At 66.5% G+C, this 24,794-nt stretch carries 24 protein-coding genes; 14 read left to right on the top strand and 10 right to left on the bottom strand.

Going from position 1 to position 24,794, the window contains the following annotated elements:
- Positions 1 to 175 precede the first annotated feature (175 nt).
- The 10 genes from AC3QL2_RS16675 (at position 176) to AC3QL2_RS16630 (ending at position 9,497) form a co-directional block, all read left to right on the top strand.
- Complete coding sequence (locus AC3QL2_RS16675) at positions 176 to 1,219, top strand: ATP-NAD kinase family protein (RefSeq protein ID WP_493236224.1); 1,044 nt, start codon at positions 176 to 178, stop codon at positions 1,217 to 1,219.
- Positions 1,220 to 1,364: 145 nt separating this feature from the next.
- On the top strand, positions 1,365 to 2,339 hold the full coding sequence (locus AC3QL2_RS16670) for a thiamine pyrophosphate-dependent dehydrogenase E1 component subunit alpha (protein ID WP_481115474.1): 975 nt from the start codon (positions 1,365 to 1,367) through the stop codon (positions 2,337 to 2,339).
- 34 nt (positions 2,340 to 2,373) lie between these two features.
- Positions 2,374 to 3,384, top strand: a complete 1,011-nt coding sequence (locus AC3QL2_RS16665; protein WP_493236223.1) for an alpha-ketoacid dehydrogenase subunit beta — start codon at positions 2,374 to 2,376, stop codon at positions 3,382 to 3,384.
- A complete protein-coding gene (locus AC3QL2_RS16660; RefSeq protein WP_493236222.1) occupies positions 3,384 to 4,496 on the top strand; it encodes an acetoin dehydrogenase dihydrolipoyllysine-residue acetyltransferase subunit in 1,113 nt (370 codons plus the stop codon). Before AC3QL2_RS16665 ends, AC3QL2_RS16660 begins: the two co-directional genes overlap by 1 nt.
- A gap of 149 nt (positions 4,497 to 4,645) precedes the next feature.
- Entirely contained in the window at positions 4,646 to 5,611 is a 966-nt protein-coding gene (gene lipA / locus AC3QL2_RS16655) for a lipoyl synthase (protein WP_493236221.1), read from the top strand.
- Entirely contained in the window at positions 5,608 to 5,814 is a 207-nt protein-coding gene (thiS, locus tag AC3QL2_RS16650) for a sulfur carrier protein ThiS (protein WP_493236220.1), read from the top strand. Before lipA ends, thiS begins: the two co-directional genes overlap by 4 nt.
- Positions 5,815 to 5,869: 55 nt before the next feature.
- Positions 5,870 to 6,637, top strand: a complete 768-nt coding sequence (locus tag AC3QL2_RS16645) for a thiazole synthase (protein WP_493236229.1) — start codon at positions 5,870 to 5,872, stop codon at positions 6,635 to 6,637.
- Between the two features lie 135 nt (positions 6,638 to 6,772).
- Positions 6,773 to 7,774, top strand: a complete 1,002-nt coding sequence (locus AC3QL2_RS16640; protein WP_493236219.1) for an LLM class flavin-dependent oxidoreductase — start codon at positions 6,773 to 6,775, stop codon at positions 7,772 to 7,774.
- 35 nt (positions 7,775 to 7,809) lie between these two features.
- On the top strand, positions 7,810 to 9,276 hold the full coding sequence (locus tag AC3QL2_RS16635) for an aminoacyl-histidine dipeptidase (RefSeq protein WP_493236218.1): 1,467 nt from the start codon (positions 7,810 to 7,812) through the stop codon (positions 9,274 to 9,276).
- The gene (locus AC3QL2_RS16630) at positions 9,273 to 9,497 is read left to right on the top strand and encodes a DUF3820 family protein (RefSeq protein WP_493236217.1); all 225 of its coding nucleotides are present in this window, start codon (positions 9,273 to 9,275) and stop codon (positions 9,495 to 9,497) included. The genes AC3QL2_RS16635 and AC3QL2_RS16630 overlap by 4 nt, the downstream gene beginning before the upstream one ends.
- Before the next feature lie 78 nt (positions 9,498 to 9,575).
- On the opposite strand, the gene bfr (AC3QL2_RS16625) is transcribed toward AC3QL2_RS16630, so the two are convergent.
- The 3 genes from bfr (AC3QL2_RS16625) to AC3QL2_RS16615 form a co-directional block, all read right to left on the bottom strand.
- On the bottom strand, positions 9,576 to 10,058 hold the full coding sequence (bfr, locus tag AC3QL2_RS16625) for a bacterioferritin (RefSeq protein WP_493236216.1): 483 nt from the start codon (positions 10,056 to 10,058) through the stop codon (positions 9,576 to 9,578).
- A 12-nt stretch (positions 10,059 to 10,070) separates the two neighbouring features.
- Positions 10,071 to 10,559, bottom strand: coding sequence for a bacterioferritin (bfr, locus tag AC3QL2_RS16620; RefSeq protein WP_493236215.1), 489 nt, complete (start codon positions 10,557 to 10,559; stop codon positions 10,071 to 10,073).
- Positions 10,560 to 10,642: 83 nt separating this feature from the next.
- On the bottom strand, positions 10,643 to 12,871 hold the full coding sequence (locus AC3QL2_RS16615) for a TonB-dependent receptor (protein ID WP_493236214.1): 2,229 nt from the start codon (positions 12,869 to 12,871) through the stop codon (positions 10,643 to 10,645).
- A 458-nt stretch (positions 12,872 to 13,329) separates the two neighbouring features.
- Here AC3QL2_RS16615 and AC3QL2_RS16610 point away from each other — a divergent pair, with 458 nt between their 5' ends.
- The gene (locus AC3QL2_RS16610) at positions 13,330 to 14,370 is read left to right on the top strand and encodes an OmpA family protein (protein ID WP_493236213.1); all 1,041 of its coding nucleotides are present in this window, start codon (positions 13,330 to 13,332) and stop codon (positions 14,368 to 14,370) included.
- A 14-nt stretch (positions 14,371 to 14,384) separates the two neighbouring features.
- On the opposite strand, the gene AC3QL2_RS16605 is transcribed toward AC3QL2_RS16610, so the two are convergent.
- Complete coding sequence (locus AC3QL2_RS16605) at positions 14,385 to 15,059, bottom strand: carbonic anhydrase family protein (protein WP_493236212.1); 675 nt, start codon at positions 15,057 to 15,059, stop codon at positions 14,385 to 14,387.
- Positions 15,060 to 15,165: 106 nt separating this feature from the next.
- Here AC3QL2_RS16605 and AC3QL2_RS16600 point away from each other — a divergent pair, with 106 nt between their 5' ends.
- Both AC3QL2_RS16600 and AC3QL2_RS16595 read left to right on the top strand, forming a co-directional pair.
- Positions 15,166 to 16,080 (top strand): LysR family transcriptional regulator, encoded by a 915-nt coding sequence (locus AC3QL2_RS16600; protein ID WP_493236211.1) that lies wholly within the window; start codon positions 15,166 to 15,168, stop codon positions 16,078 to 16,080.
- 59 nt (positions 16,081 to 16,139) lie between these two features.
- The gene (locus AC3QL2_RS16595; RefSeq protein WP_493236210.1) at positions 16,140 to 16,649 is read left to right on the top strand and encodes a GNAT family N-acetyltransferase; all 510 of its coding nucleotides are present in this window, start codon (positions 16,140 to 16,142) and stop codon (positions 16,647 to 16,649) included.
- Positions 16,650 to 16,663: 14 nt separating this feature from the next.
- Here AC3QL2_RS16595 and AC3QL2_RS16590 read toward each other — a convergent pair whose 3' ends face one another.
- Positions 16,664 to 17,251 carry an HD domain-containing protein gene (locus AC3QL2_RS16590; protein ID WP_493236209.1) on the bottom strand — a complete coding sequence of 196 codons (588 nt, stop codon included), beginning with the start codon at positions 17,249 to 17,251 and terminating at the stop codon, positions 16,664 to 16,666.
- A gap of 5 nt (positions 17,252 to 17,256) precedes the next feature.
- The gene (locus tag AC3QL2_RS16585) at positions 17,257 to 18,135 is read right to left on the bottom strand and encodes a LysR family transcriptional regulator (RefSeq protein WP_493236208.1); all 879 of its coding nucleotides are present in this window, start codon (positions 18,133 to 18,135) and stop codon (positions 17,257 to 17,259) included.
- 96 nt (positions 18,136 to 18,231) lie between these two features.
- Here AC3QL2_RS16585 and AC3QL2_RS16580 point away from each other — a divergent pair, with 96 nt between their 5' ends.
- On the top strand, positions 18,232 to 18,684 hold the full coding sequence (locus tag AC3QL2_RS16580) for a DMT family transporter (protein ID WP_493236207.1): 453 nt from the start codon (positions 18,232 to 18,234) through the stop codon (positions 18,682 to 18,684).
- Between the two features lie 24 nt (positions 18,685 to 18,708).
- Here the strand turns inward: AC3QL2_RS16580 and AC3QL2_RS16575 are convergent, their stop codons facing one another.
- The 4 genes from AC3QL2_RS16575 to AC3QL2_RS16560 all read right to left on the bottom strand — a co-directional run bounded on the left by AC3QL2_RS16575 (position 18,709) and on the right by AC3QL2_RS16560 (position 24,786).
- Positions 18,709 to 19,320, bottom strand: a complete 612-nt coding sequence (locus AC3QL2_RS16575) for a response regulator transcription factor (RefSeq protein ID WP_493236206.1) — start codon at positions 19,318 to 19,320, stop codon at positions 18,709 to 18,711.
- A gap of 17 nt (positions 19,321 to 19,337) precedes the next feature.
- A complete protein-coding gene (locus tag AC3QL2_RS16570; RefSeq protein ID WP_493236205.1) occupies positions 19,338 to 22,247 on the bottom strand; it encodes an ATP-binding protein in 2,910 nt (969 codons plus the stop codon).
- A gap of 81 nt (positions 22,248 to 22,328) precedes the next feature.
- Positions 22,329 to 23,741, bottom strand: a complete 1,413-nt coding sequence (locus AC3QL2_RS16565; RefSeq protein WP_493236204.1) for an OmpP1/FadL family transporter — start codon at positions 23,739 to 23,741, stop codon at positions 22,329 to 22,331.
- 31 nt (positions 23,742 to 23,772) lie between these two features.
- Complete coding sequence (locus AC3QL2_RS16560) at positions 23,773 to 24,786, bottom strand: 2Fe-2S iron-sulfur cluster-binding protein (protein WP_493236203.1); 1,014 nt, start codon at positions 24,784 to 24,786, stop codon at positions 23,773 to 23,775.
- Between the last annotated feature and the right edge of the window lie 8 nt (positions 24,787 to 24,794).

Below are 24,794 nucleotides of genomic sequence, written 5' to 3'. Positions count from 1 at the left end.
ATTTCTCACTCCCTCTTTTCGAATCCATTTTCACCGCACAGCAAAATCAAAAATAAAAAAACATTACTTTTCATGACCATACAAAAATAGCAGCGCACAAATCCGGTATTCAATCGGCAATTGGCACGCCCCGTGCACAAAGGAACGCAATTCGCCAACCAATTGAAACCCAATTGTGAAACACGACTCCCAAATCCCTCCGATCGGCATCCTGGCCAATCCCGCCTCGGGGCGGGACATCCGCCGGCTGACCAGCAAGGCGCTGGTTTTCCCGACGGTGGAAAAGGTCAACATGATCGAGCGCCTGCTCGGCGCCTTCGGCGCGGTGGGCGTACAGCGTGTCGTGATGATGCCGGACGTGGTGGGCATCGCCGCCGGCCTGACCCGCGCCATCGACGGTCACCGGGCCGACCGCGGCCAGCCGTGGCCGCAGGTGGAGTTCCTGTCCATGCCGCTGCGCCACGATGCCAGCGACACCACCGAGGCGATCCGCCGCATGCGGGCGGCCGGCGTAGCGGTCATCGTCGTGCTCGGCGGCGACGGCACCCACCGCGTCGTGGCCTCCGCATGCGGCGACATCCCGCTGGCGACGCTGTCGTCCGGCACCAACAACGCCTTTCCCGAATTGCGCGAAGCGACGCTGACCGGCCTCGCCGCCGGCCTGCTGGCGAGCGGCGCGGTCAGCATCGAAGAAGCCGCGGTGCCCAACAAGCAGCTGCGCGTTCAGGTCGGCGAGCGGGAAGAGATCGCCCTGGTGGATGTCTGCGTGACCCACCTGGACCACGTGGGTGCCCGCGCCGTGTGGGACCCGTCGAGCATCGCCGAGCTGTTCGTGAGCTTCGCCGAACCGGACGCCATCGGCCTGTCCAGCATCGCCGCGATGCTCGCCCCGGTGGGCCGCAACGAGTGGCAAGGCGCCTGGGTGCAGTGCGACGGCGCCACCTCCGCGGTGCTGGCCCCCATCGCACCGGGGCTGGTGGTGCCGGTGCCGGTGGCCGCCCACGGCCTGCTGCTGCCCGGCGAGCCCCGTCCGCTGCGCTGCCTGCGCGGCAGCCTGGCCCTCGACGGCGAACGGGAGATCGAACTCAACGGCCGCGAGCCGGCCAGCGTAACCCTCGAACTGGACGGCCCGCGCACGCTGGACGTGCGCGCCACCCTCGCCGCCGCGGTGCGCCACGGCGCGCTGCGGCGGCCGCTGGCCACGGAGATGCCGGCATGACTCACCACCTTCTTCCCGCCTGCGGCCCGCCCGCAGCCCTCAACCCCGGACGGCGCCCCGCGGCGCCGACCGCCACCGACCCCGGCGCGGGCAGCCCGCTCCGCACCGGAAGCACCACCCAAAAATCCACAATCTGGAGACAACCGTGACCAAGAAACTGACTCGCGATGACCTGCTGACGGCCTACCGCACCATGCGCACCATCCGCGAATTCGAAGAGCGCCTGCACACCGACTTCGCCACCGGCGAGATCCCGGGCTTCGTCCACCTCTATGCGGGCGAAGAGGCGTCCGCCACCGGTGTGTGCATGAACCTCACCAAGGACGACCACATCGCCAGTACCCACCGCGGCCACGGCCACTGCATCGCCAAGGGCGTCGATCCGGTCGGCATGATGGCCGAGATCTGGGGCCGCAAGACCGGCACCTGCAAGGGCAAGGGCGGCTCCATGCACATCGCCGACCTGTCGGTGGGCATGCTCGGCGCCAACGGCATCGTCGGCGGCGGCGGCCCGCTGGTGTGCGGCACCGCGCTGGCGGCCAAACTGCGCGGCACCCGCAACGTCAGCGTGTGCTTCTTCGGCGACGGCGCTTCCAACCAGGGCACCATCTTCGAAGCCATGAACCTGGCCTCGGTGTGGAACCTGCCGGTGATCTTCCTGGCCGAGAACAACGGCTACGCGGAAGCCACCTCCTACAACTACTCGGTGGCCTGCGACACCATCGCCGACCGCGCCTCGGCCTTCGGCATGCCCGGCATCACGGTGGACGGCTTCGACTTCTTCGCCGTCCATGAAGCCGCCGGCGAGGCCATCGAGCGCGCCCGCAACGGCGGCGGCCCGTCCCTGGTGGAAGTGAAGCTGTCCCGCTACTACGGCCACTTCGAGGGCGACCAGCAGACCTACCGCGCCCCCGGCGAAGTGCAGAACATCCGCGACACCAAGGACTGCCTGCTGCAGTTCTCCCGCCGCGTGACCGCCAGCGGCGAGCTCGCCCAGGCCGACCTGGACGCCATCGACGCCGAAGTGAAGGCCCTCATCGACGGCTCCGTGGTCAAGGCCAAGTCCGACCCGAAACCCACCGAAGCCGACCTGCTCACCGATGTGTACGTGAGCTACTGATCACGCCCGCCCAAAGAATCCAGGAGACATAAAAATGGCACGAAAGATTACCTACCAACAGGCCATCAACGAGGCTCTCGACCAGGAAATGAGCCGGGACCAGAACGTCATCGTGATGGGCGAAGACGTGGCTGGCGGCTCCGGCGCACCGGGCGAGCAGGACGCCTGGGGCGGTGTGCTCGGCGTGACCCGCGGGCTGTACGCCAAGCATCCGGGCCGCGTCATCGACACCCCGATCTCCGAATCCGGCTACGTCGGTGCCGCCATCGGCGCCGCCTGCTGCGGCATGCGCCCGGTGGCCGAGCTGATGTTCGTGGATTTCCTCGGCGTGTGCTTCGACCAGATCTTCAACCAGGCCGCCAAGTTCCGCTACATGTTCGGCGGCAAGGCCGAAACCCCGGTGGTGATCCGCGCCATGTACGGCGCCGGCTTCCGCGCCGCGGCGCAGCACTCCCAGTGCCTGTACAACATCTTCACCCACATCCCGGGCCTGAAGGTGGTGGTGCCGTCCAACCCTTACGACGCCAAGGGCCTGCTGATCCAGTCGATCCGCGACAACGACCCGGTGATCTTCCTCGAGCACAAGGCCCTCTACACGATGGAAGGCGAAGTGCCGGAAGAGCTCTACACCGTGCCCTTCGGCGAAGCCGCCGTGGTCCGCGAAGGGCACGACGTGACCATCGTGGCCATCGGCCGCATGGTGCTGAAGGCCCAGGAGGCCGCCGCCGACCTGCAGAAGCAGGGCATCCACTGCGAGATCATCGACCCGCGCACCACCTCGCCGCTGGACGCCGACACCATCCTCGAAAGCGTCGAGAAGACCGGCCGCCTGGTGGTCGTGGATGAATCCCATCCCCGTTGCAGCATGGCCTCCGACATCGCCGGCCTGGTCGCCGAGCAAGCCTTCGACAGCCTCAAGGCGCCGATCCGCCAGGTCACCGGCTTCCACGCTCCCGTGCCGTTCAGCGACGCACTCGAAGAGCTTTACATCCCCAGCGCGGCGAAGATCGTCGCCGCCGTCAAGAGCGTCAAGGAGTACAAGTAATGTCTGCCATCCAAACCATCACCATGCCGAAGTGGGGCCTTTCCATGCAGGAGGGAAAGGTCAACGGCTGGCTCAAGCAGGTCGGTGATGCCGTCGAGCAAGGCCAGGAAATCGTCGAAGTCGAGAGCGAGAAGATCGCCGGCGCCGTCGAAGCAGGCGCCACCGGCGTGCTGCGCCGCCAGCTCGCCAATGAAGAAGACGTGCTGCCGGTCGGCGGTCTGCTCGGCGTCATCGCCGACGCCAGCGTGTCCGACGCCGACATCGACGCCTTCGTCGCCGACTTCCTGTCCAACTTCAAGCCGGCCGACGGCGAAGAGGAAGACCAGGGCCCGACCACCCAGAAGATCGAGGTCAATGGCCACAAGCTGCGCTACCTCAAGCGCGGCGAAGGCGGCGAGCCGATGCTGCTGATCCACGGCTTCGGCGGCGACCTCAACAACTGGCTGTTCAACCACGAAGCGCTGGCCGCCGACCGGGCGGTGTATGCCCTCGACCTGCCCGGCCACGGCGAATCCACCAAGGACGTCGGCGAGGGCAACCTGGCCGCACTGGCCGACACCGTCGCGGCCTTCCTCGACGCGGTCGGTGTCGCCTCGGCCCACCTGGTCGGCCACTCGATGGGCGGCGCGGTGTCCCTCACCGTAGCCCTGCGCCACCCGGCCAAAGTGCGCTCCCTCAGCCTGATCGGCAGCGCCGGCCTGGGCAGCGAGATCAACACCGGCTACATCCAGGGCTTCGTCTCCGCCGCCAACCGCAACGCCCTCAAGCCGCTGCTGGCCGACCTGTTCGCCGACAGCAGCCTGGTGACCCGCCAGCTGGTGGACGACCTGCTCAAGTACAAGCGCCTGGAAGGCGTCGGCCAGGCCCTTTCCACCCTGTCCGGCAATCTGTTCGCCGACGGCCGCCAGAACAGCGTGATGGCCGACCAGCTGGCCGCACTGGGCAAGCCGGTGCTGGTGATCTGGGGCGAGGAAGACCGCATCATCCCGGTCGCCCACGCCCACGCGGTGTCCGGCAAGGTGCAGGTGGAAGTGCTCGGCAACCGCGGCCACATGGTGCAGATGGAAGCCGCCAACGACGTCAATCGGGCCATTGCCCGCTTCGTCGGCTGACCGGCTCCGCCGGCGGGCGGAACGCCGGCCCACGGGTATCCCCCCTCCCCGTGGGTTGGTGTCCGCCCTGCCGCGCGGGCCACCGCAGGCCTGAACACACCGGAGTCCGGCCCAAGCCGGATCGCAAGCCCCCACCCCAAGGAGACATCATGCCCACCGCCCACGCCACGCCCGTCAGCCTGCGCGGCGCCGACAAGCTGGCCCGCATCCCCGTGAAGGTGGACAGCCAGCGGGCCTCGCCCCCCAAGCCGCCCTGGCTGCGCGCGCGCGACCCGGGCACCGCCTCCGTGCGCGACCTGCAGAAGCTGCTGCGCGAACAGGAGCTGCACACCGTCTGCGAGGAGGCCGACTGCCCCAACATCGGCGAGTGCTTCGCCCGCGGCACCGCCACCTTCATGATCATGGGCAGCATCTGCACCCGCCGCTGCCCCTACTGTGACGTGGCCCACGGCCGCCCGGCCCCGCTCGACGCCGACGAGCCGGCGCGCCTGGCACGCACCGTGGCGGCGATGGCGCTGCGCTACGTGGTCATCACCTCGGTGGACCGGGACGACCTGCGCGACGGCGGCGCCGGCCACTTCGCGGCCTGCATCGCGGCCATCCGCAACACCTCGCCGTGGGTGCAGATCGAGATCCTGACCCCCGACTTCCGCGGCCGCGAGGCGCTGGCTCTGGAAACCCTCGGCGACGCGCTGCCCGACGTCTTCAACCACAACCTGGAAACCGTGTCGCGCCTGTACCGCGCGGTGCGCCCCGGCGCCGACTACGCCGCGTCGCTGCGCCTGATCGCCGACATGAAGGCCCGCCACCCGGCACTGCCCACCAAGTCCGGGCTGATGCTCGGCCTCGGCGAGACCGACGAGGAAGTCCTCGCCGCGATGCGCGACCTGCGTGCCCACCACTGCGACATCCTGACCCTCGGCCAGTACCTGCGCCCGTCCGCCTCCCACCTGCCGGTGGAACGCTACGTGCCGCCGGAGGAATTCGAGCGCTGGCGCCACATCGCTCTGGAGCTGGGCTTCATCGAAGTGGCCGCTGGGCCGCTGGTGCGCTCTTCCTACCGGGCCGACCAGCTGGCCGCCGGCAGCGGGCTGATCGCGGAGGATGCAGCGTGAGCATCCCGATCCGTCTCAACGGCCAGACCCGCGAGATCCCCAACCCGTGGCGCGTCGCCGACCTGGTCATCGACCTGGGCTACGCCGGCAAGCGGGTGGCCGTCGAAGTGAACGGGCAGATCGTGCCCAAGAGCCATTACGCCCACACCCCGCTGGTCGGGCAGGACCGGGTGGAAATCGTCGTCGCAGTCGGAGGAGGCTGATATGGGAAAACCCGAAGCGCATCACGTCACAACACCGCTGGACACGCCCTTCATCATGGGCGGCCAGACCTTCCGCTCGCGCCTGCTGGTGGGCACCGGCAAGTACCGGGACTTCGCCCAGACTCGCGACGCGGTGGAAGCCAGCGGCGCGCAGATCGTCACCGTGGCGATCCGCCGCACCAACATCGGCCAGGACCCGGCCCAGCCCAGCCTGCTCGATGTGCTCGACACGCGCCGCTACACGCTGCTGCCCAACACCGCCGGCTGCTACAGCGCGATGGAGGCGGTCCGCACGCTGCGCCTCGCCCGCGAGCTGCTGGACGGCCACGACCTGGTCAAGCTCGAAGTGCTGGGCAGCGCCGAAACCCTCTACCCCAACATGCCGGAAACGCTGAAGGCTGCCGAAGTACTGGTGCGCGACGGCTTCCGGGTGATGGTGTATTGCTCCGACGACCCGGTCCAGGCGCGCATGCTGGAGGACATCGGCTGCGTGGCGATCATGCCGCTGGCCAGCCTGATCGGTTCGGGCATGGGCATCCTCAACCCGTGGAACCTCAACCTCATCATCGACGCCGCGCGGGTGCCGGTGATCGTCGATGCCGGCGTCGGCACCGCGTCGGATGCCGCCATCGCAATGGAGCTGGGCTGCGACGGCGTGCTGATGAACACCGCCATCGCCGCCGCCGGCGACCCGATACGCATGGCCACCGCCATGCGCCTCGGCGTGGAAGCCGGCCGCCACGCCTTCCTGGCCGGCCGCATGCCGCGCCGCTTGTACCACGCCAGCGCCAGCTCGCCGCTGGAAGGCGTCATCGGGCGCTGAAGCATCCCGCTGCCGGCCCCACCGGCGGCGGGATGCCAGGATGGATCAGGCATTGGGGAACGCGCGGCGCCCGCCGCGACTCGAAAGGGCTTTCCCTATTGGCGGCGCCGGCGCCCGCCACCGACAATGCGCACCATGAAAGCCCTGAACCAGATTGCCCTGTCCATGCTCGACCTGGTTGCCGTCCGTGAAGGCGGCAGCGTGGCCGATGCCCTCGCCATCTCCCTGCGCACCGCGCGCCACGTGGAGTCCCTCGGCTTCACCCGCTACTGGCTGGCCGAACACCACAACATGGCCGGCATCGCCAGCTCGGCCACCGCCGTGCTGGTCGGCCACATCGCCGGCGGCACCTCGCGCATCCGCGTCGGTTCCGGCGGTGTGATGCTGCCCAACCATGCTCCGCTGGTGGTCGCCGAAGCCTTCGGCACGCTGGCCGAGCTGTACCCCGGGCGCATCGACCTGGGCCTCGGCCGCGCCCCCGGCACCGACGGCCTCACCATGCGCGCGCTGCGCCGCGAGCGCATCGAGCGCGAAGAAGACTTCCCCCGCGACGTGGCCGAACTGCAGCAGCTGCTCGCCCCGGCCCAGCCCGGCCAGAAGCTCATCGCCATGCCCGGCGCCGGCACCAATGTGCCGATCTGGCTGCTCGGCTCCAGCCTGTTCTCGGCGCGCCTCGCTGCCGAGCGCGGCCTGCCCTACGCCTTCGCATCCCACTTCGCACCGCGCCTGCTGCTGCAGGCCCTCGACGTGTATCGCAGCCACTTCCGCCCGTCGGAACAGCTCGCCAAGCCCTACGCCATCGTCGGGGTGCCCTTGATCGCCGCGCCCACCGACGAGGAAGCCGACTTCCTGGCCAGCAGCACCTACCGCCGCGTGCTGGGTATCCTGCGCGGCGATCGGCGCCGCCTGCAACCGCCGGAGGAGCATTTCATGGCCAACCTGCATCCGGAAGAGCGCGCCGCCATCGGCGACTTCCTCGGTGCCGCGGTGATCGGCAGCCCGGACAGCGTGCGCAGCGGCCTCACCCGCCTGGCCGAAGCCACCGACGCCGACGAGTTCATGCTGGTCAGCGACGTCTTCGACGCGGACCTGCGCCTGCGCGCCCTCGACATCGCCGCCCAGGTCTGCAAGGCTTGAGCCCCGACCCCGATCAATCCACGCCTCCGCATCCCATGCCCGACTCCGTTTTTGCCGGTCTTCAGCCGGCCGCCGTGTGGTCCCATTTCGCCACCCTGTGCCGCACGCCCCGTCAATCCAAGGCCGAAGACGCGCTGCGCGACCATCTCCTCGACTGGGCCCTGGGCCGCGGCCTGGCGGCCCAGGTGGATGACGTCGGCAACCTGATCGTCCGCAAACCAGCCAGCCCCGGTCATGAGGCGGCCCCCGGCGTGGTGCTGCAAGGCCACCTGGACATGGTCTGCCAGGCCAATGCCGACACGCCGCACGACTTCGCCCGCGACGCGATCCGCCCGCGCCGCGACGGCGGCTGGCTGGTCGCCGACGGCACCACCCTCGGCGCCGACAATGGCATCGGCGTGGCGCTGATCCTCGCCGCGCTGGAGGACAAGCACCTCGTCCACGGCCCCCTTGAAGCCCTGTTCACGGTGGACGAGGAAGCCGGCATGGGCGGCGCCCAGGGCCTGGCGCCCGGCGTGCTGCAAGGCAGCTTGATGCTCAACCTGGATACCGAGGATTGGGGCGAGTTCTACCTGGGTTGCGCCGGCGGTGTGGACGTGAACGTCCAGCGTCCGGGCCACCCGGCGCGGCTGCCCACCGGCTTCATCTGCCGGCAGATCCGCCTCAGTGGCCTGCGCGGCGGCCATTCCGGCGTGAACATCCATGAGGAACGCGGCAACGCCATCAAGCTGCTGGTGCGCGTGCTGCGCAGCCTGGAGGCGGACTTCCCGCTGCGTCTGGCCAGCCTGCAAGGCGGCACCGCCCGCAACGCGCTGCCCCGCGAAGCCCAGGCGGTGGTGGCCCTGCCGACGATGCAGGTCGCCGAGCTGGAGGAAGCCCTGGCCGACTGGCAGGCCCTGCTGCGCGAGGAACTGGCTGGCGTGGACGACGGCGTCAGCCTGCACGCGGGCCCGGCCAGCACCGACACGCTGCTGGCCGAGAGCGAACAAGCGGTGTGGCTGGCCTCCCTGCACGCGGCGCCCCACGGCGTGCGGCGCTGGAGCCTGGCGGTGCCGGGCGTCGTCGAAACGTCCAACAATCTGGGCGTGGTATCGGTAAGCCCCACGGAGGGCAGCGCCAACTTCATGGTGCGCTCCCTGCGCGACAGCGGCAGTACCGCGCTGGCGGAAGAGATCGTCAGCCTGTTCGCGCTGTCCGCCACGCCGGCCGAAATCTCCGGCCACTATCCGGGCTGGACGCCCAATCCCGCCTCGCCCTTGCTGGCCCTGTGTCAGGCAGCCTACACACGGGAGTTCGGCGGCGAATCGCAGGTCAAGGTGATCCACGCCGGGCTGGAGTGCGGCATCATCGGTGCCAAGTATCCGGGGCTGGACACGGTCTCCTTCGGGCCGACGATCCGTGGCGCCCACGCGCCTGGCGAGCGCGTCGACATCGACTCCGTCGGCCGCGCTTGGCAGTTGTTCACCGCCATCCTCGCCGACATTGCCCGTAGCCCGCGATGAACCCGGACGACCTGCAGGCGCTGGTCGACTACGTGATGCCCTTCGGCAAGTACAAGGGCCGCGTGTTGGCCGACCTGCCGGGCAATTACCTGGCCTGGTTCGCCCGCCAGGGCTTTCCGCCCGGCAGGCTGGGCCAACTGCTGGCGTTGATGCTCGAACTCGACCACAACGGGCTCAAGCCGCTGCTGGCGCCCCTGCGCCGCCGACCGCCGCCAGCCTGAAAAAATGCCGGCCCCTCACGGGACCGGCATTTTTCATTTCCTGGACGGCACTCAGTCATGAGCCCGTCCGACGGCGACTCAACTGCCACCCGGCTCCATCTGCGACTGCAGATAGTTGGGCAGGGTCACATCGTCGATCAGCGACAGCTGGGTCTCCAGCCAGTCGATGGCTTCTTCACAGGCTTCCAGCAGTTCCTGCAGCAGGTCGCGGCTGACGTAGTCGCCCAGCGTCTCGCTGAGGGCCACCGCCTCGACCAGCAGCGGGTGCTGCACGTCCTTCTCGTACTTGAGGTCGCCTTCCAGACATTCCTTGACGTTCTCGCCGATCAGCAGCTTGCCCAGGTTCTGCAGGTTGGGCAGACCTTCCAGGAACAGGATGCGCTCGATGATCTCGTCCGCTTCCTTCATCACCCGGATCGACTGCTTGTAGTTGTAGTCGTTGAGCTTCTCGAAGCCCCAGTTGCGGAACATGCGGGCATGCAGGAAATACTGGTTGATCGAGGTCAGCTCGTTGGTGAGCGCCTTGTTCAGGATGTCGAGGACCTTCTTTTCGCCTTTCATCGCAGACCTTTCTTATGCGTTGGGGTGGCCAGGCTTCATCTGGCTTTGCAGGTAGTTGTGCAGGCCCACCGCGTCGAGCAGGCGGAGCTGCTTTTCCAGGTAGTAGGCGTGGTCCATCTCGGTGTCCTCGAGCTGCACCAGCAGCATGTCGCGGGTCACGTAGTCCTGGGCCTTCTCACAGGCCGCGATGGCCTTCTTGAGTTCGCCGACCACGTGGTATTCCAGCGCCAGATCGGCCTCCAGCATCTCCTTCACGCCCTTGCCGACCTTGATCGGGCTGCGCTTGTCCACGTAGGCCGTGCCTTCCAGAAACTGGATGCGCTGGATCAGCGCGCGGGCATGCTGGCGCTCGTGGTCGGACTCGTGCAGGGCCTTCTCGGACAGGTGCACATAGCCCATGTCCGAATACATCTCACCGTGAATCAGATATTGGTCAACGGCCGCCAGCTCTCCCGCCAGCAGGTCGTTGAGAATGCCAATGATTTTCTTGTCGCCTTTCATGGGAAGACTCCTTTTATTCCAGCTTTTCAGGCTGGCATGGAAACGGCGTGGAATCAAGCCATTCGGGGGAGTAGCGCGGCATATCAGAACTTCAGCGTCAGCCCCGCGTAGAGCGAACGCCCCATGCCCGGCACGCCAATGCCATACGGTGCGCCGGCACCGTTGAGAGCCATCGTGGTGCCTTGGCCGATATATGCACCGCCCAGCGGCAACACGTATTGCTTGTTGAAGGCGTTGTCGATGCCCAGGTCGACGCGGTAATGCTTCCGGTCGTAGCTGCTGCGCAGGTTGAGCAGGCCATAGCCGGCGGTACGGATCTCGTTGCGGACCTGGGATACGTCGTCCTTGGCCTTCACGAAGACCCCTTCGACGCTATTGATCCACGCATCCACGCGATGCTCGACGGTGAGCCGGGCGTTGAGCGGCATGATGTTGTACAGATGGTCGTCGTGCCGCGCATCCTTGCCGCGCACATAGCCCACGACCGCCTTGCCGGTGACGCTGCCGAAGCCCGCCCCCTCCGCCAGCAGCACCCGGCCGGACAGGTCGATGCCGGCGATGCGCGCATCGGTATTGACCAGCTTCAAATAATTGAAGCGCTGCGCCGTACAGGCTGTGAGGCAGCGCGCATCGATGTAGTTGTCGATATAGGAGTAATAAGGCGTGACTTTGAACGCCCAACGCTGCCGCTCCACGTCACGGAAATCGGCGCTGACGCTGACGGTATGCGCCACCTCCGGCTTCAGCGCCACGTCACCCACGTAGCCGTTGCCGTCGTTGAGCCAGTTGTTCATGGTCATCGCCATGCCGTTGGTAGACCACGTATAGCGCTCGTAGAGGCTCGGCGAGCGGGTCTTGCGCGAATAGCCGCCCTCGAAGACGCGCCCCGCGGCGGGCGTGAAGCGCAGCATCAGTGTCGCGTCCACGTTGTCGTCGGTCTTGCGGCGGTCGGCGGCGTTGAAGCGCGCCGCGTCGGTGGCATAGCCCGCCATCGTGTTGTAGCCCTGCACCGTGCCGGCGTTCGTTCGGACCGTGCTGCTGCGCACACCGGCCAGCGAGGTCCACCGCGGCGTCCATTGGGCTTCCCATTCGCCATACACATCGAAGCGGTCGCGCTGGCCATCGTTGATGTTCGAGAAGGTGTTCGGCGACATCATCATCGAGTTGGCCACCGGCGACCACCAGTCGTCCAGACGATAGCGCTGGTACTCCGTGCCGACACGCAGCATGTCGCGCTCGTTGAGATTGATCTCGGCCTTCAGCTGCGCGCCGATGGTGTTGCCCTTGGTGTCCATCGGCATACCGGCCACATTCTTCGCGGCGCCATACCAGTAAAGCTTGTCCTTGCCGAAATCCATCTGGTGGCGGGTCTGCTCCTGATAAATCCGCCCCTGCAGGCTGCCCCACTCGAAAGTCCCGCTGTAATTGAAGGCGAAGCGGGCACTCTTGTTGTCGGTCATGTCCATGTGCTGGTTCGGGAATCCCTGGTAGGGAATGTGCTGCACCCCGGCCTTCAGCTCGAACAGATGATTGCCATTGCGCAAGGCCACATCCAGCGCCTGGTTGATTGATTTGTAGGCCGACGAGCCCACTTCGTCACCGGCGATCCAGTGATCGCCCACCCGCGTATTGAGCGCCGTCGTCCCGTTCTTGAAATCCTTCGCCGAACGGTAATTCCGCGATTCCGCCTCCGAGCCCGCATACGTGACACTGAGGTTTTCACTGGCCCAGGTCGCCGTCGCATTGAAGCCATGCGCATCGCCGTTGGAACGGTAGAACGCCCCGACCTCACCGGTCGCGAGATGACCCTCGCCCGCCGCCGCAAAACGCGGCGCACGGGAATCGACGACCACCGTCGCGCCGATGCTGTCGCCGCCCAGGCTCACCGGCCGCACGCCGGAATACACCTGGATCTCGCCGATGCGCGTGGGATCGATATAGGACAGCGGCGGATTCATGTGATTGCCGCAGGCCGAAATCAGGTCCATGCCATCCACCTGGATGCGGTTGCGGTCGTCCGCCAGACCCTGGATGACCGGCAAGCTCGACACCCCACCCGCCGTCGACATCGCCGCTCCCGGCACACCCAGCAGCAACGCCGCCGAATCGCTCGTCGCCGCACGCTGACGCGCGATCCACGACCGCTCCACGCCCTGCCCACCGCGCAAGAGCTCGACACGCGACGCCGACACCGCCACCTCCGACAACTCCGCCGGCCCATCCGCCGCCCACGCGGCCGGAACGGAAACCAGGGGGAACAACGAGGCCATCATCAGGGCAAGCCGGGAGGGCACGGGCGCAACACGTCGCATGGGGACTTCCTTATCCACTCAATTTCGTCAGGCCCGGATTCTCTCCTCAGACGAAATGAATGCCGATGCGACACGATGCCGCAGCAAGACGACGGAATGAGGCTTAGATGGCGGCGGATGGAAGCGTGTTTGCCCGCGCGGATGTCATGTAGGCGGTTGCGTCTCGGATGCTTGCAGGGCAGCACAACATCCATCGTGCCCTGCTCACACCCTTATCGACGTGCAGCACCATCGCATCGTCCCCGCGCACGGATGATCCGCCGATTGTCACACCGCCATGCGCCGACCGGATATTCCATTTGAAATGAATCGATTGGCATGCACAACGTGAAAAAAGTGAACTGCTGCGCTGCGAAGATGCCGCCCCAGAACCGAGAATAAAGGGCAGTGTTCGACCAGGTGCGGAAGAGCCGGTGATACTGCCTTCAAGTCTTTCAATCACAAAAGAAAGGGCAGACATGCTGCACAAGATCATTCAGGGGGCGCGCGCATCGTTCATCGCCGCTTCGGCGATGGCGCTTCTTCAAGCAGCCCATGCGGGAGACTTCCCGAAGGACGTTCCGGGATCGACCGATCCGGCACTCATCAAGCGCTTCGCCGGCTCCACCCTGATCGGCTACAAGGCCGAGCCGTGGGAGGCTGCGCGCTTGCCGACGTCTGCGGTTATCAACAAAGACATGCAGGGCAAGCCGTTCCGGGATGTGGTTACAGTAGAGGGCAAGCGCACGCGCGCTGTTTACCTGTCGCCAGCCGGCAAGAGCCCGCTTGAGGTCTATCGCAACCACGAGCAGGCATTGAGCGCAGCCGGGTTCAAAAAGAAATTCTCGTGCGAGGTGGCCTGCAGCGATCAGTACTTCGCCTTGACACCCCTTGAATTCGACAAGGGCCTCTTGTGGTCGCGCGGATCCATTCCCGCATTGGGGTCAAGTGCCACATACAACCCGGATGCCGCAGTTGCATTCGAAGAAGGACGCATGTGGGTCGGCACGCTGGCTCAGGGCGGCGTCGAGACATGGGTGTTGCTGTACGTGAGCAAGGCGGTCAACTCGAACACCGACTACAGCGCGGCCTTTATCGAAGTGGTGGAGCCGAAGGCCATGCAGGCAGGGCAGGTGACCGTGCTGAAGGCATCCGACATCCAGTCCGGCCTGCAAAAGGAAGGCAAGGTGGCCTTCTATGGCCTGTACTTCGATACCGGCAAGGCCGAGATCAAGCCCAACTCCAAACTGCAACTCGAAGAGATGGGCAAGCTGCTCAAGTCGCAGCCGTCTTTGCAAGTCTATGTGGTGGGGCACACCGATGGGCAGGGCCAGCTCGACGCCAACCTACTGCTTTCGCAACAGCGCGCCCAGGCAGTGGTCGATGCACTGGTCAAGGATCAGCGCATCGAAGCCAGGCGTTTGATGGCAAAGGGGGTGGCCAGCCTCGCACCGCTGGATACGAACGCGACCGACGACGGGCGCGCACACAATCGGCGGGTAGAGTTGGTAGTGCGCTGAAGCTGGCTGTCCCCCTACCCGACCATCGCCCGAATGGATGCCTCGTCATTCAGCCAAGTGTCCTCGAAGAAGGTGACTTCGCCCGTGGCCAGGTCGTGTTTGGCGCCAATGATGCCGATCTTGCCGGCGGCGACCATGTGCTCGAGGATGTAGCTGCGGTTGATGATCGAGCGTACCGAATGGCGTACGTTCAGGTTGGCAACATTCTCGACGAACGCGGTGTTCTTCGAATTGCGCTTTGCCGGTTCCAGGGTCTGGCTCTCCTGATACACGGCGGGCTGGATCTTCGACAGCAGTTCGGTCAGGTTCCCGAGTTCCACGTGGTCGCAGGCGCCTTTGATTGCGCCGCATGAGGAGTGGCCGAGCACCACGATGAGTCTCGACCCGGCCACGTTGCAGGCAAACTCGAGGCTGCCGAGGATGTCGGTGTTGATCACATTGCCGGCGATACGCACCGAGAAGATATCCCCGAGGCCCTGGTCGAAGATGAGTTCGGCCGATGTGCGGCTGTCGATGCAGCTGACGACGGTGGCGAACGGCCATTGACCATCGCGCGTCTCATTGGCTTGCTGCAACAGGTCGCGGCTCACGCGCAGGTTGTTAACGAAGCGTGCGTTGCCTTCCTTGAGGAATTGCAGGGCGAGTGCCGGGGTGACGGTGGCCTGGGTTTGGGGGGTGTGCGTTTTCATGGTGGGTCGTGTCTGGCTTTCCAGCGATTGGGCTGGGTCGCATACTACCGACGGAAGAAAATAAGCAATAATCGATATTTACGATGATATTGATCGATAAATATCTATGAACGCCACCTTTCGCCAGTTGCGCCTCTTCCTGGCGCTGGCCGAGCGCGGCAGTATCACCGCAGCTGCCGAGGCCTGCCATGTCACCCAGCCGACGGTGTCGATGCAATTGCGCGAGCTGGCCGAGGCCGCCGGTCTGCCTCTTTACGAACAGATCGGCAAACGTCTGTTCCTGACCCCTGCCGGCGAGGCGCTGGCAGTGACAGCACGGGCGATGCTCGACGAGTGGCTCGCCTTCGAGCAGACCCTCAATGCCATGAAGGGGCTTGAGCAGGGACGCTTGCGCGTCGCGCTGGTGAGCACCGCGAAGTACTTTGTGCCGCGCCTCTTGGGCAACTTTTGTACGGAACACCCGAACATCGAGATTGCACTCGAGATCCTGAATCGCGACGGGGTGGTCGCGCGCCTGCGCGAGAACCGTGACGATCTCTACATCATGTCGATGCCGCCCGAGAATCTCGACCTCGAACAGCACGCCTTCCTGCCCAATCCATTGGTCCTGATTGCCCCCGAGGAGCACCGACTGAAGGGGCGTCATCTGGAACTTACCGACCTCTCGGCCGAGCGCTTCATCCTGCGGGAGCGTGGTTCAGGCACACGCCTGGCATGCGATGCGTTTTTCTCGCGCGCGGCCTTCGTGCCGCAGGTCAGGCTCGAGCTGGGCAGCAACGAGGCGATCAAGCAGGCGGTTGCCGGCGGCCTCGGTCTCGCCGTGATCTCGCGCCACGCGCTGCCGGCGCGCCCCGCGGACGATCAACTGACCATCCTGAATGTGGATGGCTTTCCACTCCAATCCCGGTGGTTCACACTGTATCCACGCGGTAAAAGGCTCTCTCCCGTTGCGGCGGTGTTTCTCGCACATCTCGAACGGACAGCGCGGGAATGGAGTGAGCGGCGCGAGTCGGGCTCATAGGCGGCAAGGATGGCTCAGAAACAATGGGCTCCGCGAAAACGGGACGATATGAAATGCCCATGCTGATCCGCAGCGCCCAAGCTGAAGACGCCGAGCACATCGGCTCAATCCGCGTTGCAGCCTGGCAGGCGGGCTATCGTGCCCTCCTGCCCGCTGCCTATCTCGCCGCCCTCGATCCGGGGGCGAATCTCGATGGGCTTCGCGCAGCCTTGCGCGCGGATACGCCGCCCTTCACGCTGCGCATTGCGGAGATTGACGGGCAGCCGATCGCATTCTCGATCCTGGGCCGCCCACGCTACGACGCCGATCAGTCCGTTGCCGAGCTATGGGCCTTAAATGTTCACCCTGCCTACTGGCGAAAAGGCGCAGGCCAGGGACTTGTGAGACAGGCCATCCTCGACGCCAGGGAACAGCGGTTCGCTCGCCTGGAACTCTGGTGCATGCGCGACAACCCGGCCGCCCGGCGCCTGTACGAAAGTTGTGGTTTCGTGCCCACCGGGCAGGTTCGCACCATCGACGCACTGACGGGCTACCCACTGCATGAGCTGGCGTATGCGTTGGTGCTTTGACCGCACGGCACGCCTCACACCTGCCCGGCAGCAAAATGCTGCGTCACCCATTTCTCGCACACGGACCACAGCTGCGGCGCCCCTCTCCTGATAACCGGCCCATAGCGCGAGAAGACCTGTTCCAGTGAAACGCCGTTCTCCGTCCAGGTTCCGCCGCCGGTGAAGACATTGATCAGCAGTGGCTGAAAGCGGTCGAGGGCCTTGGCGAACTTCGCATCCTCGCTCTCCGCGCGCTCGAATTCCTGCCACAGGGCCAGAAGCGCGTCGCCTTGCTGCTGCGGCAAAAGGCCAAACAGGCGCGCCGCGGCGACGGCTTCCTGCTCGGCCTGCAGCTCGGCGGAAGAGCCACCGTGGATCGGAAAGTCGCCGACGTCGATCTCGACAATGTCGTGGATCAGGAGCATCTGCAGCACGCGGTTGGTATCCACCGGCCCGCTGGCGTATTCGCTCAGCAGCAGGGCGTACATCGCCAGGTGCCAGGAATGCTCGGCCGAGTTTTCCTTGCGGCTTTTGTCGAGCAGTGGCGATTGCCGGACGACGGATTTCAGGCGGTCGATTTCCCGGAGGAAATTGAGCTGTTGTTCGAGTGTCGTGGATTGCATGATTTTCAGATCGTCAGGAGGTCTGCAAAAGTCTGCGCGAGCAAGGTCGGCTGGACGGGGAGAACAAGGGCGCAGGTGGATCTGGCATCGTCGTCGCTCAGGCGCACGAAGACGACGCCCTGATTGCCGAGCGTCGTCATGCGCTCAGGCACGATGGCAATCCCCCGCCCGGCGGCAACGAGATTCAGCATCGAGGTCTTGGGGGAGACGATCTGCGCGGTGCTGGGCACAAAGCCACGCTGCAAGCACAGATCCGTGACGACCCGCGCCAGGCCGCCGCGCTCCCGATACACGGCAGAGACAAACAGTTCGTGCTGCAGGCTGGCCACCGTGACGCTTCCCTGGCCGGCCATCGGATGATCTGCAGGAAAGGCGACCCACAAGAGCTCGGCCGCCAACTCGACAAAGCGCACGCGCGAATCCCGCCGCAGCACGGGCAGCCGGATGACGCCCAAGTCCGCGTTGCCATTGGCCACCAGCGAGACCTGCTCCTCGGACGACGCCCGGTCGAGCTCGACCCGTGCCTTCGGACTGCGTGCGGTGAACACGTCGAGAGCCGGCATCAGACTCATCGCCGGGATCGTGCTGGAGTGCAGCAACTTCAGCACGCCCGACTCGCCGCGCGCCAGTTGCAGGCCTTCCTCCGCGGCGAATGCCAGGGTCTTCGGAATGCTCGCGACCCGTTCCCGATAGACCGCGCCGGCCGGCGTCAATCGCACGCCGCGCGGTTCCCGCTCGAACAGGATGAAGCCCAACTCCTCTTCCAGTTGCGAGATCTGCCGGCTCAAGGCCGACTGCGCAATGAACAGGCTGGCAGCCGCCTGGGTGAAGCCGCCCAGATCGGCAACGGTCAGGAAATACTGGATTTGCCGAAAGCTGGGCATGCCGAAACGAGATGAATGGAGGGCTGATTTGGTATTTGTCTTATACCGACCCGCTCCACAGAATGAAACACCCCACACATTTCTGCGGAATCATTCATGTCCATCACGTCCCACGCCCTGTCGTACCTGCTGGTGGTGTTGGCGGGCGCGAGCGTCGCGCTGCAACAACTGCTCAACGCCAATCTTCGCGCACATCTCGGCTCCCCGTGGTGGGCCGGGTCCGTCAGCTATCTGGTGGGCCTGGCGGCAATGCTCGCCGTCGCGCTCATTGCACCGGGGCCGCGCTTCACCGAATCGTTTTCCGGTGCTGCGCCCTGGACGTCCTGGACCGGCGGCCTGTTCGGAGCCCTCTTCATCGGCATCGCCATCCTGATGGTCCCGCGACTGGGCGCGGCAACCACCCTGGCCCTGATCGTCGTCGGGCAGATGATCGGCTCCCTCACCTTTGACCACTTCGGCGTGCTGGGCATCCAGCAACAACCGGCCACGCTGATCCGGATGGCCGGCGCGGCGTGTCTGATTCTGGGCGTGGTGTTGATCCGCGCCTGAGGAGCGACCGTCGCCCCGCCCCGCTCAAGCGCTCAGCCGCTCCACCATCCGCACCAGATCCGGCAGTCGGGTGACGCCCATCTTCTGCATGATGTTGTGGCGGTGCACCTTCACCGTCATCTCGGATACCCCGAGCTCGGCGGCGGCTTGTTTGTTTAGGGCGCCTTTGACGATGAAGGCGATCACTTCGCGCTCGCGGGCGGTAAGGGAATCGTAGCGGCGGCGGATCTCGCCGACTTCGGTTTCGTCCTTGTAGGAGGCCCGTGCGCGTTCGAGGGCAGCGTGGATTGCGGCGAGCAGGTCGTCGTCGCGGAATGGCTTGGAGAGGAATTCGACGGCGCCCTTCTTCATCGCCAGCACGGCCATCGGAATGTCGCCGTGGCCGGTGATGAAGATGATCGGGATCGACAGGCCGTCCTGCGCGAGCCGCGTCTGCAGTTCCAGCCCGTTGAGGCCGGGCATGCGGATGTCGAGGATCAGGCAGGCCACGCCGGGCGGGCGCTGCGCCGCCAGAAAGTCCTCCGCCGAAGAAAAGGTCTCGACCGGCAAGCCGACCGAGCGGATCAGGCTGCTCAGCGCCTCCCGCACCGACAGGTCGTCATCGACCACATATACCCGTTCGGGGCTGTCCACCATGCTGTCTCCGTGCGCTTTCAGTTGTCGGGGATCGTGAAGCGGAAGCAGGCGCCCGGCCCGGCGCCGCGCTCCAGCCACAGGCGGCCGCCGTGGTTCTCGACGATGCCGCGGCTGATCGCCAGCCCCATGCCGAGGCCGTCCTGCTTGGTGGTGTAGAAGGCGTCGAAGAGCTTGGCCTCCACACCGTCGGGCACGCCCGGACCGCTGTCCTGCACCGAGAATTGCAGCCCGCCTGCTTGCGCCGGCTCGACGCGGATCTGCAGCAGGCGCTCGCGACCGGGCAGGTCGCGCATGGCATCCACCGCGTTGACGATCAGGTTGAGGATCACCTGCTGCAGTTGCACCGCATCGGCGATCAGGCACGGCGTGGGTACGGGCAGGTCGACGCGCACCTGCACGCCGGCGTCGGCGAGCATGGCGTGCAGCATCTGCAGTAGCTCGTCCAGCATGCGCGCCACATCCACCGGCTCGCGGCGGATCGCTCCGGCGCGCAGGAAGCCGCGGATGCGCGAGATCACCGAGCCGGCCAGGCTGGCGTCCCGATTGACCCGCTGCAACGCGGCCTCCACTTCGCCGAGATCGGGCGCCGGCCGGGCCAGCCAGCGCAGCGCGGCCTGGCTGTTGGTGATCACCGCCGACAGGGGCTGGTTGATCTCGTGGGCGATGGAGGCGACCAGCTCGCCCATCGCGGTAAAGCGTGCCACGCGGGCCAGCTCGCCGCGGGTCGCCGCCAGCGAGCGTTCCGCCTCCATGCGCAGCGTGATGTCCTCGACGATCACGGCCAGCATCGGCCCGTCCTGGGCCATGGCCGGGATGCGCGACGCGCACACATTGGCCCACAGGTAGCCGCCATCCTTCTTCTCGTAGCGCTTCTGGGTCTTGTAGCCGGGCAGCTCGCCGTCGAACAGGCCATACACGTTGCGCTGGGCGGTCGCCCGCTCGGACGGCTCGGTGATCTCGATCAGCGACACGCCGACGATTTCGTCGCCGCCGTAGCCGAGCATGCGCTGCAGCGCCGGGTTGGCGGAGAGGATGCGCCCTTCCCGGTCGGCCAGCGCGATGCCCACCGCGGTGTTTTCGTAGAGGCCGAGCCAGCGCCGGTCGGACACCTGCAGCGCGGTGAAGCTGCGTTGCAGGGACTTGCGGCTCTCCACCAGCCCCGACGTGAGTTCGAGGATGTCGGAAGCCTGGGAGTTGAGCTCCCGCTGCAGGATGTCCACGGTGCGCTTCACCGCCACCAGGTTGCGGGCGCGGGCGCACAGCTCTTGGGCCGAGAAGGGCTTGATCAGGTAATCCTGCACCAAGTTTTCGAGGAGGTTGGAGCGCAGCGCGTCGTCGGCCCGCGCCGACAGCACCAGCACCGGCACGTTCGGGTAGTCCGGCCGCTCGGCCAGCGCGCGCACGAAGCGCTCGCCGTCCCAGCGCGGCATCATCAGGTCGGTGACGATCAGGTCCGGCGGATCGGCCACCGCCGCCTCGAAGGCCGCTTCCCCATCCTCGCGCAGGATCACGTTGTACTCGTCCGACAGCACGTCATGCAGGAAGAGGCGCAGGTCCGGATTGTCCTCGGCCACCAGCACCTTCGGCTTGCCGGGCTGGAAGGCGCCCGGGTGGAAAGTCTCCGCGTCGGGCAGGCTCAGGTCCGCCGCCTGCGGCAACGCAGGCTCCGGCACCAGCAGCGCCTCGCGCCCCGCGCTCGTGCGCACGAAGGCGCCATCCGGCGCGCGGGCCGGCAGCTCCACCTGGAAGCAGGCGCCGCCGCCCGGCGCATCGACCACCACCACCGTCCCCCGGTGCAGCTCGACGAACTCCTTGACGATGTTGAGCCCCAGCCCGCTGCCGCCCGTGCCGAGTCCTTCGCGGCCCTGGGTGAAGCGGTCGAAGATGTGCTGCTTCATCTTGTCCGGCACACCGGGGCCGGTGTCCTGCACGCTGAGCAGCACACGGCCGCCAGGCAAGTGCTCGAAGCCGCAGGCGATGCGCCCGCCCGGCGGCGTGAACTTGAAGGCATTGGACAGCAGGTTCTCCACCACGCGAGCGAACTTGGCCCGGTCCACGTCGGCGTATAGCTCGTCCTCGCCGCGCAGGCTGAAGGTGATGTGGCGGTCCTCCGCCGCCGCGTCAAAGCCGGCGGCGATCTCGCGCACCAGGGCCACCAGGTTGGCCTGCACATAGGCCATCGGCATCCGGTCGGCGTCGATGCGGGCCAGATCGAGCAGGTTGTTCACCTGCTGCAACAGGGAGCGCGCGTTGCGCTGGATCGTGGCCAGGCGGAAGCGATCCCGCTCGCCAAGAGCAACGCCTTCGTGGATCAGCTGCTCCACCGGGCCGAGGATCAGGGCCAGCGGCGTGCGCAGTTCATGGCTCACGTTGGCGAAGAAGCGGGTCTTGTAGCCGTCCAGCTCCTTCAGGCGTTCCAGCGCCGCCTGCAGCTCGCCGTTCTTGCGCGACAGCTCGGCGCTGCTGGCGATCTTCTCGGTGATGTTGCGCCCCTCCGGCAGCAGGAAGGCCACCTGCCCCGCATCGTCGAGGATGGGCGTCAGCGAGAAGTCGATGACGATGGTGCGGCTGCCGTGCAGATCGCCGAACACCTCGAAGTCGCAGCGCACGAAGCGGCCCGTGCGGGCCTCCCCGATCATCTCGCGCACCCGCTGGCGCACCTCTTCCGACACTTCCCACCAGCGCGCCTGCCAGAAGGGCTTGCCGATCACGTCCTCCAGCGCGAGGCCGGCCCCGTCGAGCGCCGTCTGGTTGATCTCCAGCACATTGCCGTCCAGGTCCAGCAGGCCGAGGAACTGGTACATCGCATCGAGGATGATCCGCGCCATCTTCTGGCGGCGCACGTCCATCGCATCGCCCGCATCGATGACGACCCCGCGCACCGAGGTCTGCCTGGCCACCCTGCAAATCTTGTCGTCGGGATTCATCCCGTCTTCTCCCAATGCGGACAGGCCGCGGGGACAAGATCTGTCCCCGCGGCCGCCCTTTTTTCTGGCAAGGATGCGCGTTCAGAAGCGATAGGTATAGGCCAGCGTTGCGTTGTCCTGGGCGTGGCTCACCCGGATCGGCGCCGAGGTGTTCGGCAGACTGCCGTTATCCATGCTCTCCTTGAACGCGTGGGACCACGCGAGATCCACGCTGGAATTCGGCGACACCGCGTAACCGAAGCCCGCCGACAGATGCTTGCGGGGAATCGCCGGGATCACCGCGAACAGCGTCGAGCTGGGCAACGCCTGCTGCGCAAAGCGGAAGCCGCCGCGCACCGTCCAGCGGGAATCCGCCTGCCAGGCACCGCCCACCGCCAGGATGGTCTGGTCCTTGTAGTTCTGCGGCAGCAGGATGTTCAGGTCGCCCCCGGCATCGGCGGCAAAGCCCACCTTGATGTCCTTCATCACGCTGGACCAATACACCCGCGACAGATCCGCCGCCAGCGTGAGGCGCTCATTCACCCGCTGGCTCACGCCGAGGTTGAGCACCGCCGGCATCTGGAAGTCGCGGATGCGGATGCGGCCCTGCAGCGGCACCTGCCCCGCCCCCCCATCCACAGCCGTCAGCGTTGCCCGGCCTTCCATGTCCGACACATGGCTGCGACCGGTATAGGCTGCGCCGACGCGGGTCGCTTCGGAGAACGCATAGGTCATGCCGACGCGCGGCGTGTAGCCCCACGCGCCGATGCCGCTCGCCACCGGCGAATTGCGGGTCAGGCTGAAGTGCGCGCCGCGCAGGTCCGGCAGACCGCCGAGCACCGGCAGCAGCGAGCCGGACACCCGCCCGGCGCCGATCAGGCTGCCCACCTGGTCGGCCCCCAGCAGCAGGTTGAGGTTCATGCCCTGCCAGGTGGCGTCGATGCCTGCGCCGACGGTCAGCGCTTCCGACACGCGGAAGCTGGCCGCGAACGGGATGTTCAGCACCAGCAGGCGGCTCGAATTCTCCAGCCCGGTATCCAGCCCGCCAGTCGCACGGGACAGGAAGCTGCGGCTGCCGAACTCGGTGCCCAGCCCGCCCTGCGCGAAGGCGCCGACGCCGAAGGTCCACTCGCCCACGCGGCGGCTGTAGGCCAGCTGCGGCGCGTAGTACGGGCCACGGTTGGCGCTGTGGGCGTCGGAATGCGCGTTCTCGCCGGTGCTCCGGTTGCGCACGTCGATGTCGGTGGTCACCAGATCGACGCCGAGCAGGAAGGCGTTGTCGGTCTGCATCAGCGACAGGGTCGCCGGGTTGGTCATCATGCCGGCGGGGCCGGTGTCGAACGCCGTCGCCGCGCCGCCCATGCTGCGGGAGACCGCCCCGAAGCCCTCCAGGCGGAACACATCGGTGGCGCTGGCGCTGCCGCTGGCCGCCGCGAGGGCCAGCGCCACTGCGCTGGCGGCCACGCCGCGGTGCTGCACGCCCTGCCCCTGCCCCTTCGAATACCGTCTTCTCATTGTTGTCTCCGCATCGGTTCCAGCCGGAACCTCAAAAGAATCGATCGAAATGGATCTGCTCGAAGGGCACCCGGTGATCGACCATCAGCATTTCCTGCAGGGCCTGGGTCATTGGCGGTGGGCCGGCAAAGTAGAACTCATAGTTGGAGAGGGCGGCCGGCAGGGCCTGGGGAAGGCGGGTGTGCACGAAGCCCGTGACACCCGCCCAGCCCTCTACGCCCGGGGAGGAGACCACCGGGCAGTAGACGATGTGCTCACTGAAGCCGTCGAGCACGGCGAGCATCGACTCACCGCACACGTCACGGGGCTCCCGTGCGCCGTAAAAGAAATAGAGTTTGCGCGGGCCGAGCATCCCGGCCTCCACCGCCCCACGGGCGATGGAGATCATCGGCGCGAGGCCGGAGCCGCCCGCCACGCAGACCAGGTCGCGCGGCGAATCGGTACGCAGGTAGGCCACGCCGTAGGGGCCGTCCAGCCCGATCTCCATGCCTGGACGCAGCAGGTTGAACAGGGCGTAAGTACCCTTGCCCTGCCCCACCCGGCGGATCTGGAAATGCCACTCGCCGGTCTTGTTGGGGGTGTTGGACAGGGAATAGGCGCGGGACGTCCCGACACCCGGCAGGTCGAGCATTGCGAACTGGCCGGGCAGAAAATCCGCCGGGCCTTCGCTGTGGAAGCGGAACTCCCGAATATCGTGGGTAATGTCGGTGACGCCGGTCAGCACCGCCCGGCGCCGCTTAGGCGGGACGGCCGGCACGTATTCCTTGCCGGTCGGCGCCTTGATGGTCACGTCGCCCACCGCCCGGCACTGACAGGCCAGATGGCGCCCGCGGCGGCGGTCGCGTGCGCCGAGGCCCGGCGCGTCGGGCCACAGGTCCTCGACCTCGCCGCTCAGCAGCTCGAACTTGCAGCCGCCGCAACCGCCGGAGTTGCATTCGTAGGAGAGGCCGACGCCGCCCCGCAGCGCGGCGCGGAGGATGGTATCCCCCGGCGCCTGCTCGAAGCGGCTGCCGTCCCGCTCATTCAGGATCAATGGCGCGTTCATGGCGTTTC

The organism is Zoogloea sp. GW822-FHT05C07, from assembly GCF_058800215.1.
This window is presented reverse-complemented; position numbering and strand designations above follow the sequence as displayed.

Bases quoted from the DNA above. Each gene is read 5' to 3' on its own strand.
- AC3QL2_RS16665 (WP_493236223.1), top strand. From the start codon at position 2,374: ATGGCACGAAAGATTACCTACCAACAGGCCATCAACGAGGCTCTCGAC.
- AC3QL2_RS16660 (WP_493236222.1), top strand. From the start codon at position 3,384: ATGTCTGCCATCCAAACCATCACCATGCCGAAGTGGGGCCTTTCCATG.
- lipA (WP_493236221.1), top strand. From the start codon at position 4,646: ATGCCCACCGCCCACGCCACGCCCGTCAGCCTGCGCGGCGCCGACAAG.
- AC3QL2_RS16645 (WP_493236229.1), top strand. From the start codon at position 5,870: ATGGGCGGCCAGACCTTCCGCTCGCGCCTGCTGGTGGGCACCGGCAAG.
- AC3QL2_RS16640 (WP_493236219.1), top strand. From the start codon at position 6,773: ATGAAAGCCCTGAACCAGATTGCCCTGTCCATGCTCGACCTGGTTGCC.
- AC3QL2_RS16635 (WP_493236218.1), top strand. From the start codon at position 7,810: ATGCCCGACTCCGTTTTTGCCGGTCTTCAGCCGGCCGCCGTGTGGTCC.
- AC3QL2_RS16630 (WP_493236217.1), top strand. From the start codon at position 9,273: ATGAACCCGGACGACCTGCAGGCGCTGGTCGACTACGTGATGCCCTTC.
- bfr (WP_493236216.1), bottom strand. From the start codon at position 10,058: ATGAAAGGCGAAAAGAAGGTCCTCGACATCCTGAACAAGGCGCTCACC.
- bfr (WP_493236215.1), bottom strand. From the start codon at position 10,559: ATGAAAGGCGACAAGAAAATCATTGGCATTCTCAACGACCTGCTGGCG.
- AC3QL2_RS16615 (WP_493236214.1), bottom strand. From the start codon at position 12,871: ATGCGACGTGTTGCGCCCGTGCCCTCCCGGCTTGCCCTGATGATGGCC.
- AC3QL2_RS16610 (WP_493236213.1), top strand. From the start codon at position 13,330: ATGCTGCACAAGATCATTCAGGGGGCGCGCGCATCGTTCATCGCCGCT.
- AC3QL2_RS16605 (WP_493236212.1), bottom strand. From the start codon at position 15,059: ATGAAAACGCACACCCCCCAAACCCAGGCCACCGTCACCCCGGCACTC.
- AC3QL2_RS16600 (WP_493236211.1), top strand. From the start codon at position 15,166: ATGAACGCCACCTTTCGCCAGTTGCGCCTCTTCCTGGCGCTGGCCGAG.
- AC3QL2_RS16595 (WP_493236210.1), top strand. From the start codon at position 16,140: ATGCTGATCCGCAGCGCCCAAGCTGAAGACGCCGAGCACATCGGCTCA.
- AC3QL2_RS16590 (WP_493236209.1), bottom strand. From the start codon at position 17,251: ATGCAATCCACGACACTCGAACAACAGCTCAATTTCCTCCGGGAAATC.
- AC3QL2_RS16585 (WP_493236208.1), bottom strand. From the start codon at position 18,135: ATGCCCAGCTTTCGGCAAATCCAGTATTTCCTGACCGTTGCCGATCTG.
- AC3QL2_RS16580 (WP_493236207.1), top strand. From the start codon at position 18,232: ATGTCCATCACGTCCCACGCCCTGTCGTACCTGCTGGTGGTGTTGGCG.
- AC3QL2_RS16575 (WP_493236206.1), bottom strand. From the start codon at position 19,320: ATGGTGGACAGCCCCGAACGGGTATATGTGGTCGATGACGACCTGTCG.
- AC3QL2_RS16570 (WP_493236205.1), bottom strand. From the start codon at position 22,247: ATGAATCCCGACGACAAGATTTGCAGGGTGGCCAGGCAGACCTCGGTG.
- AC3QL2_RS16565 (WP_493236204.1), bottom strand. From the start codon at position 23,741: ATGAGAAGACGGTATTCGAAGGGGCAGGGGCAGGGCGTGCAGCACCGC.
- AC3QL2_RS16560 (WP_493236203.1), bottom strand. From the start codon at position 24,786: ATGAACGCGCCATTGATCCTGAATGAGCGGGACGGCAGCCGCTTCGAG.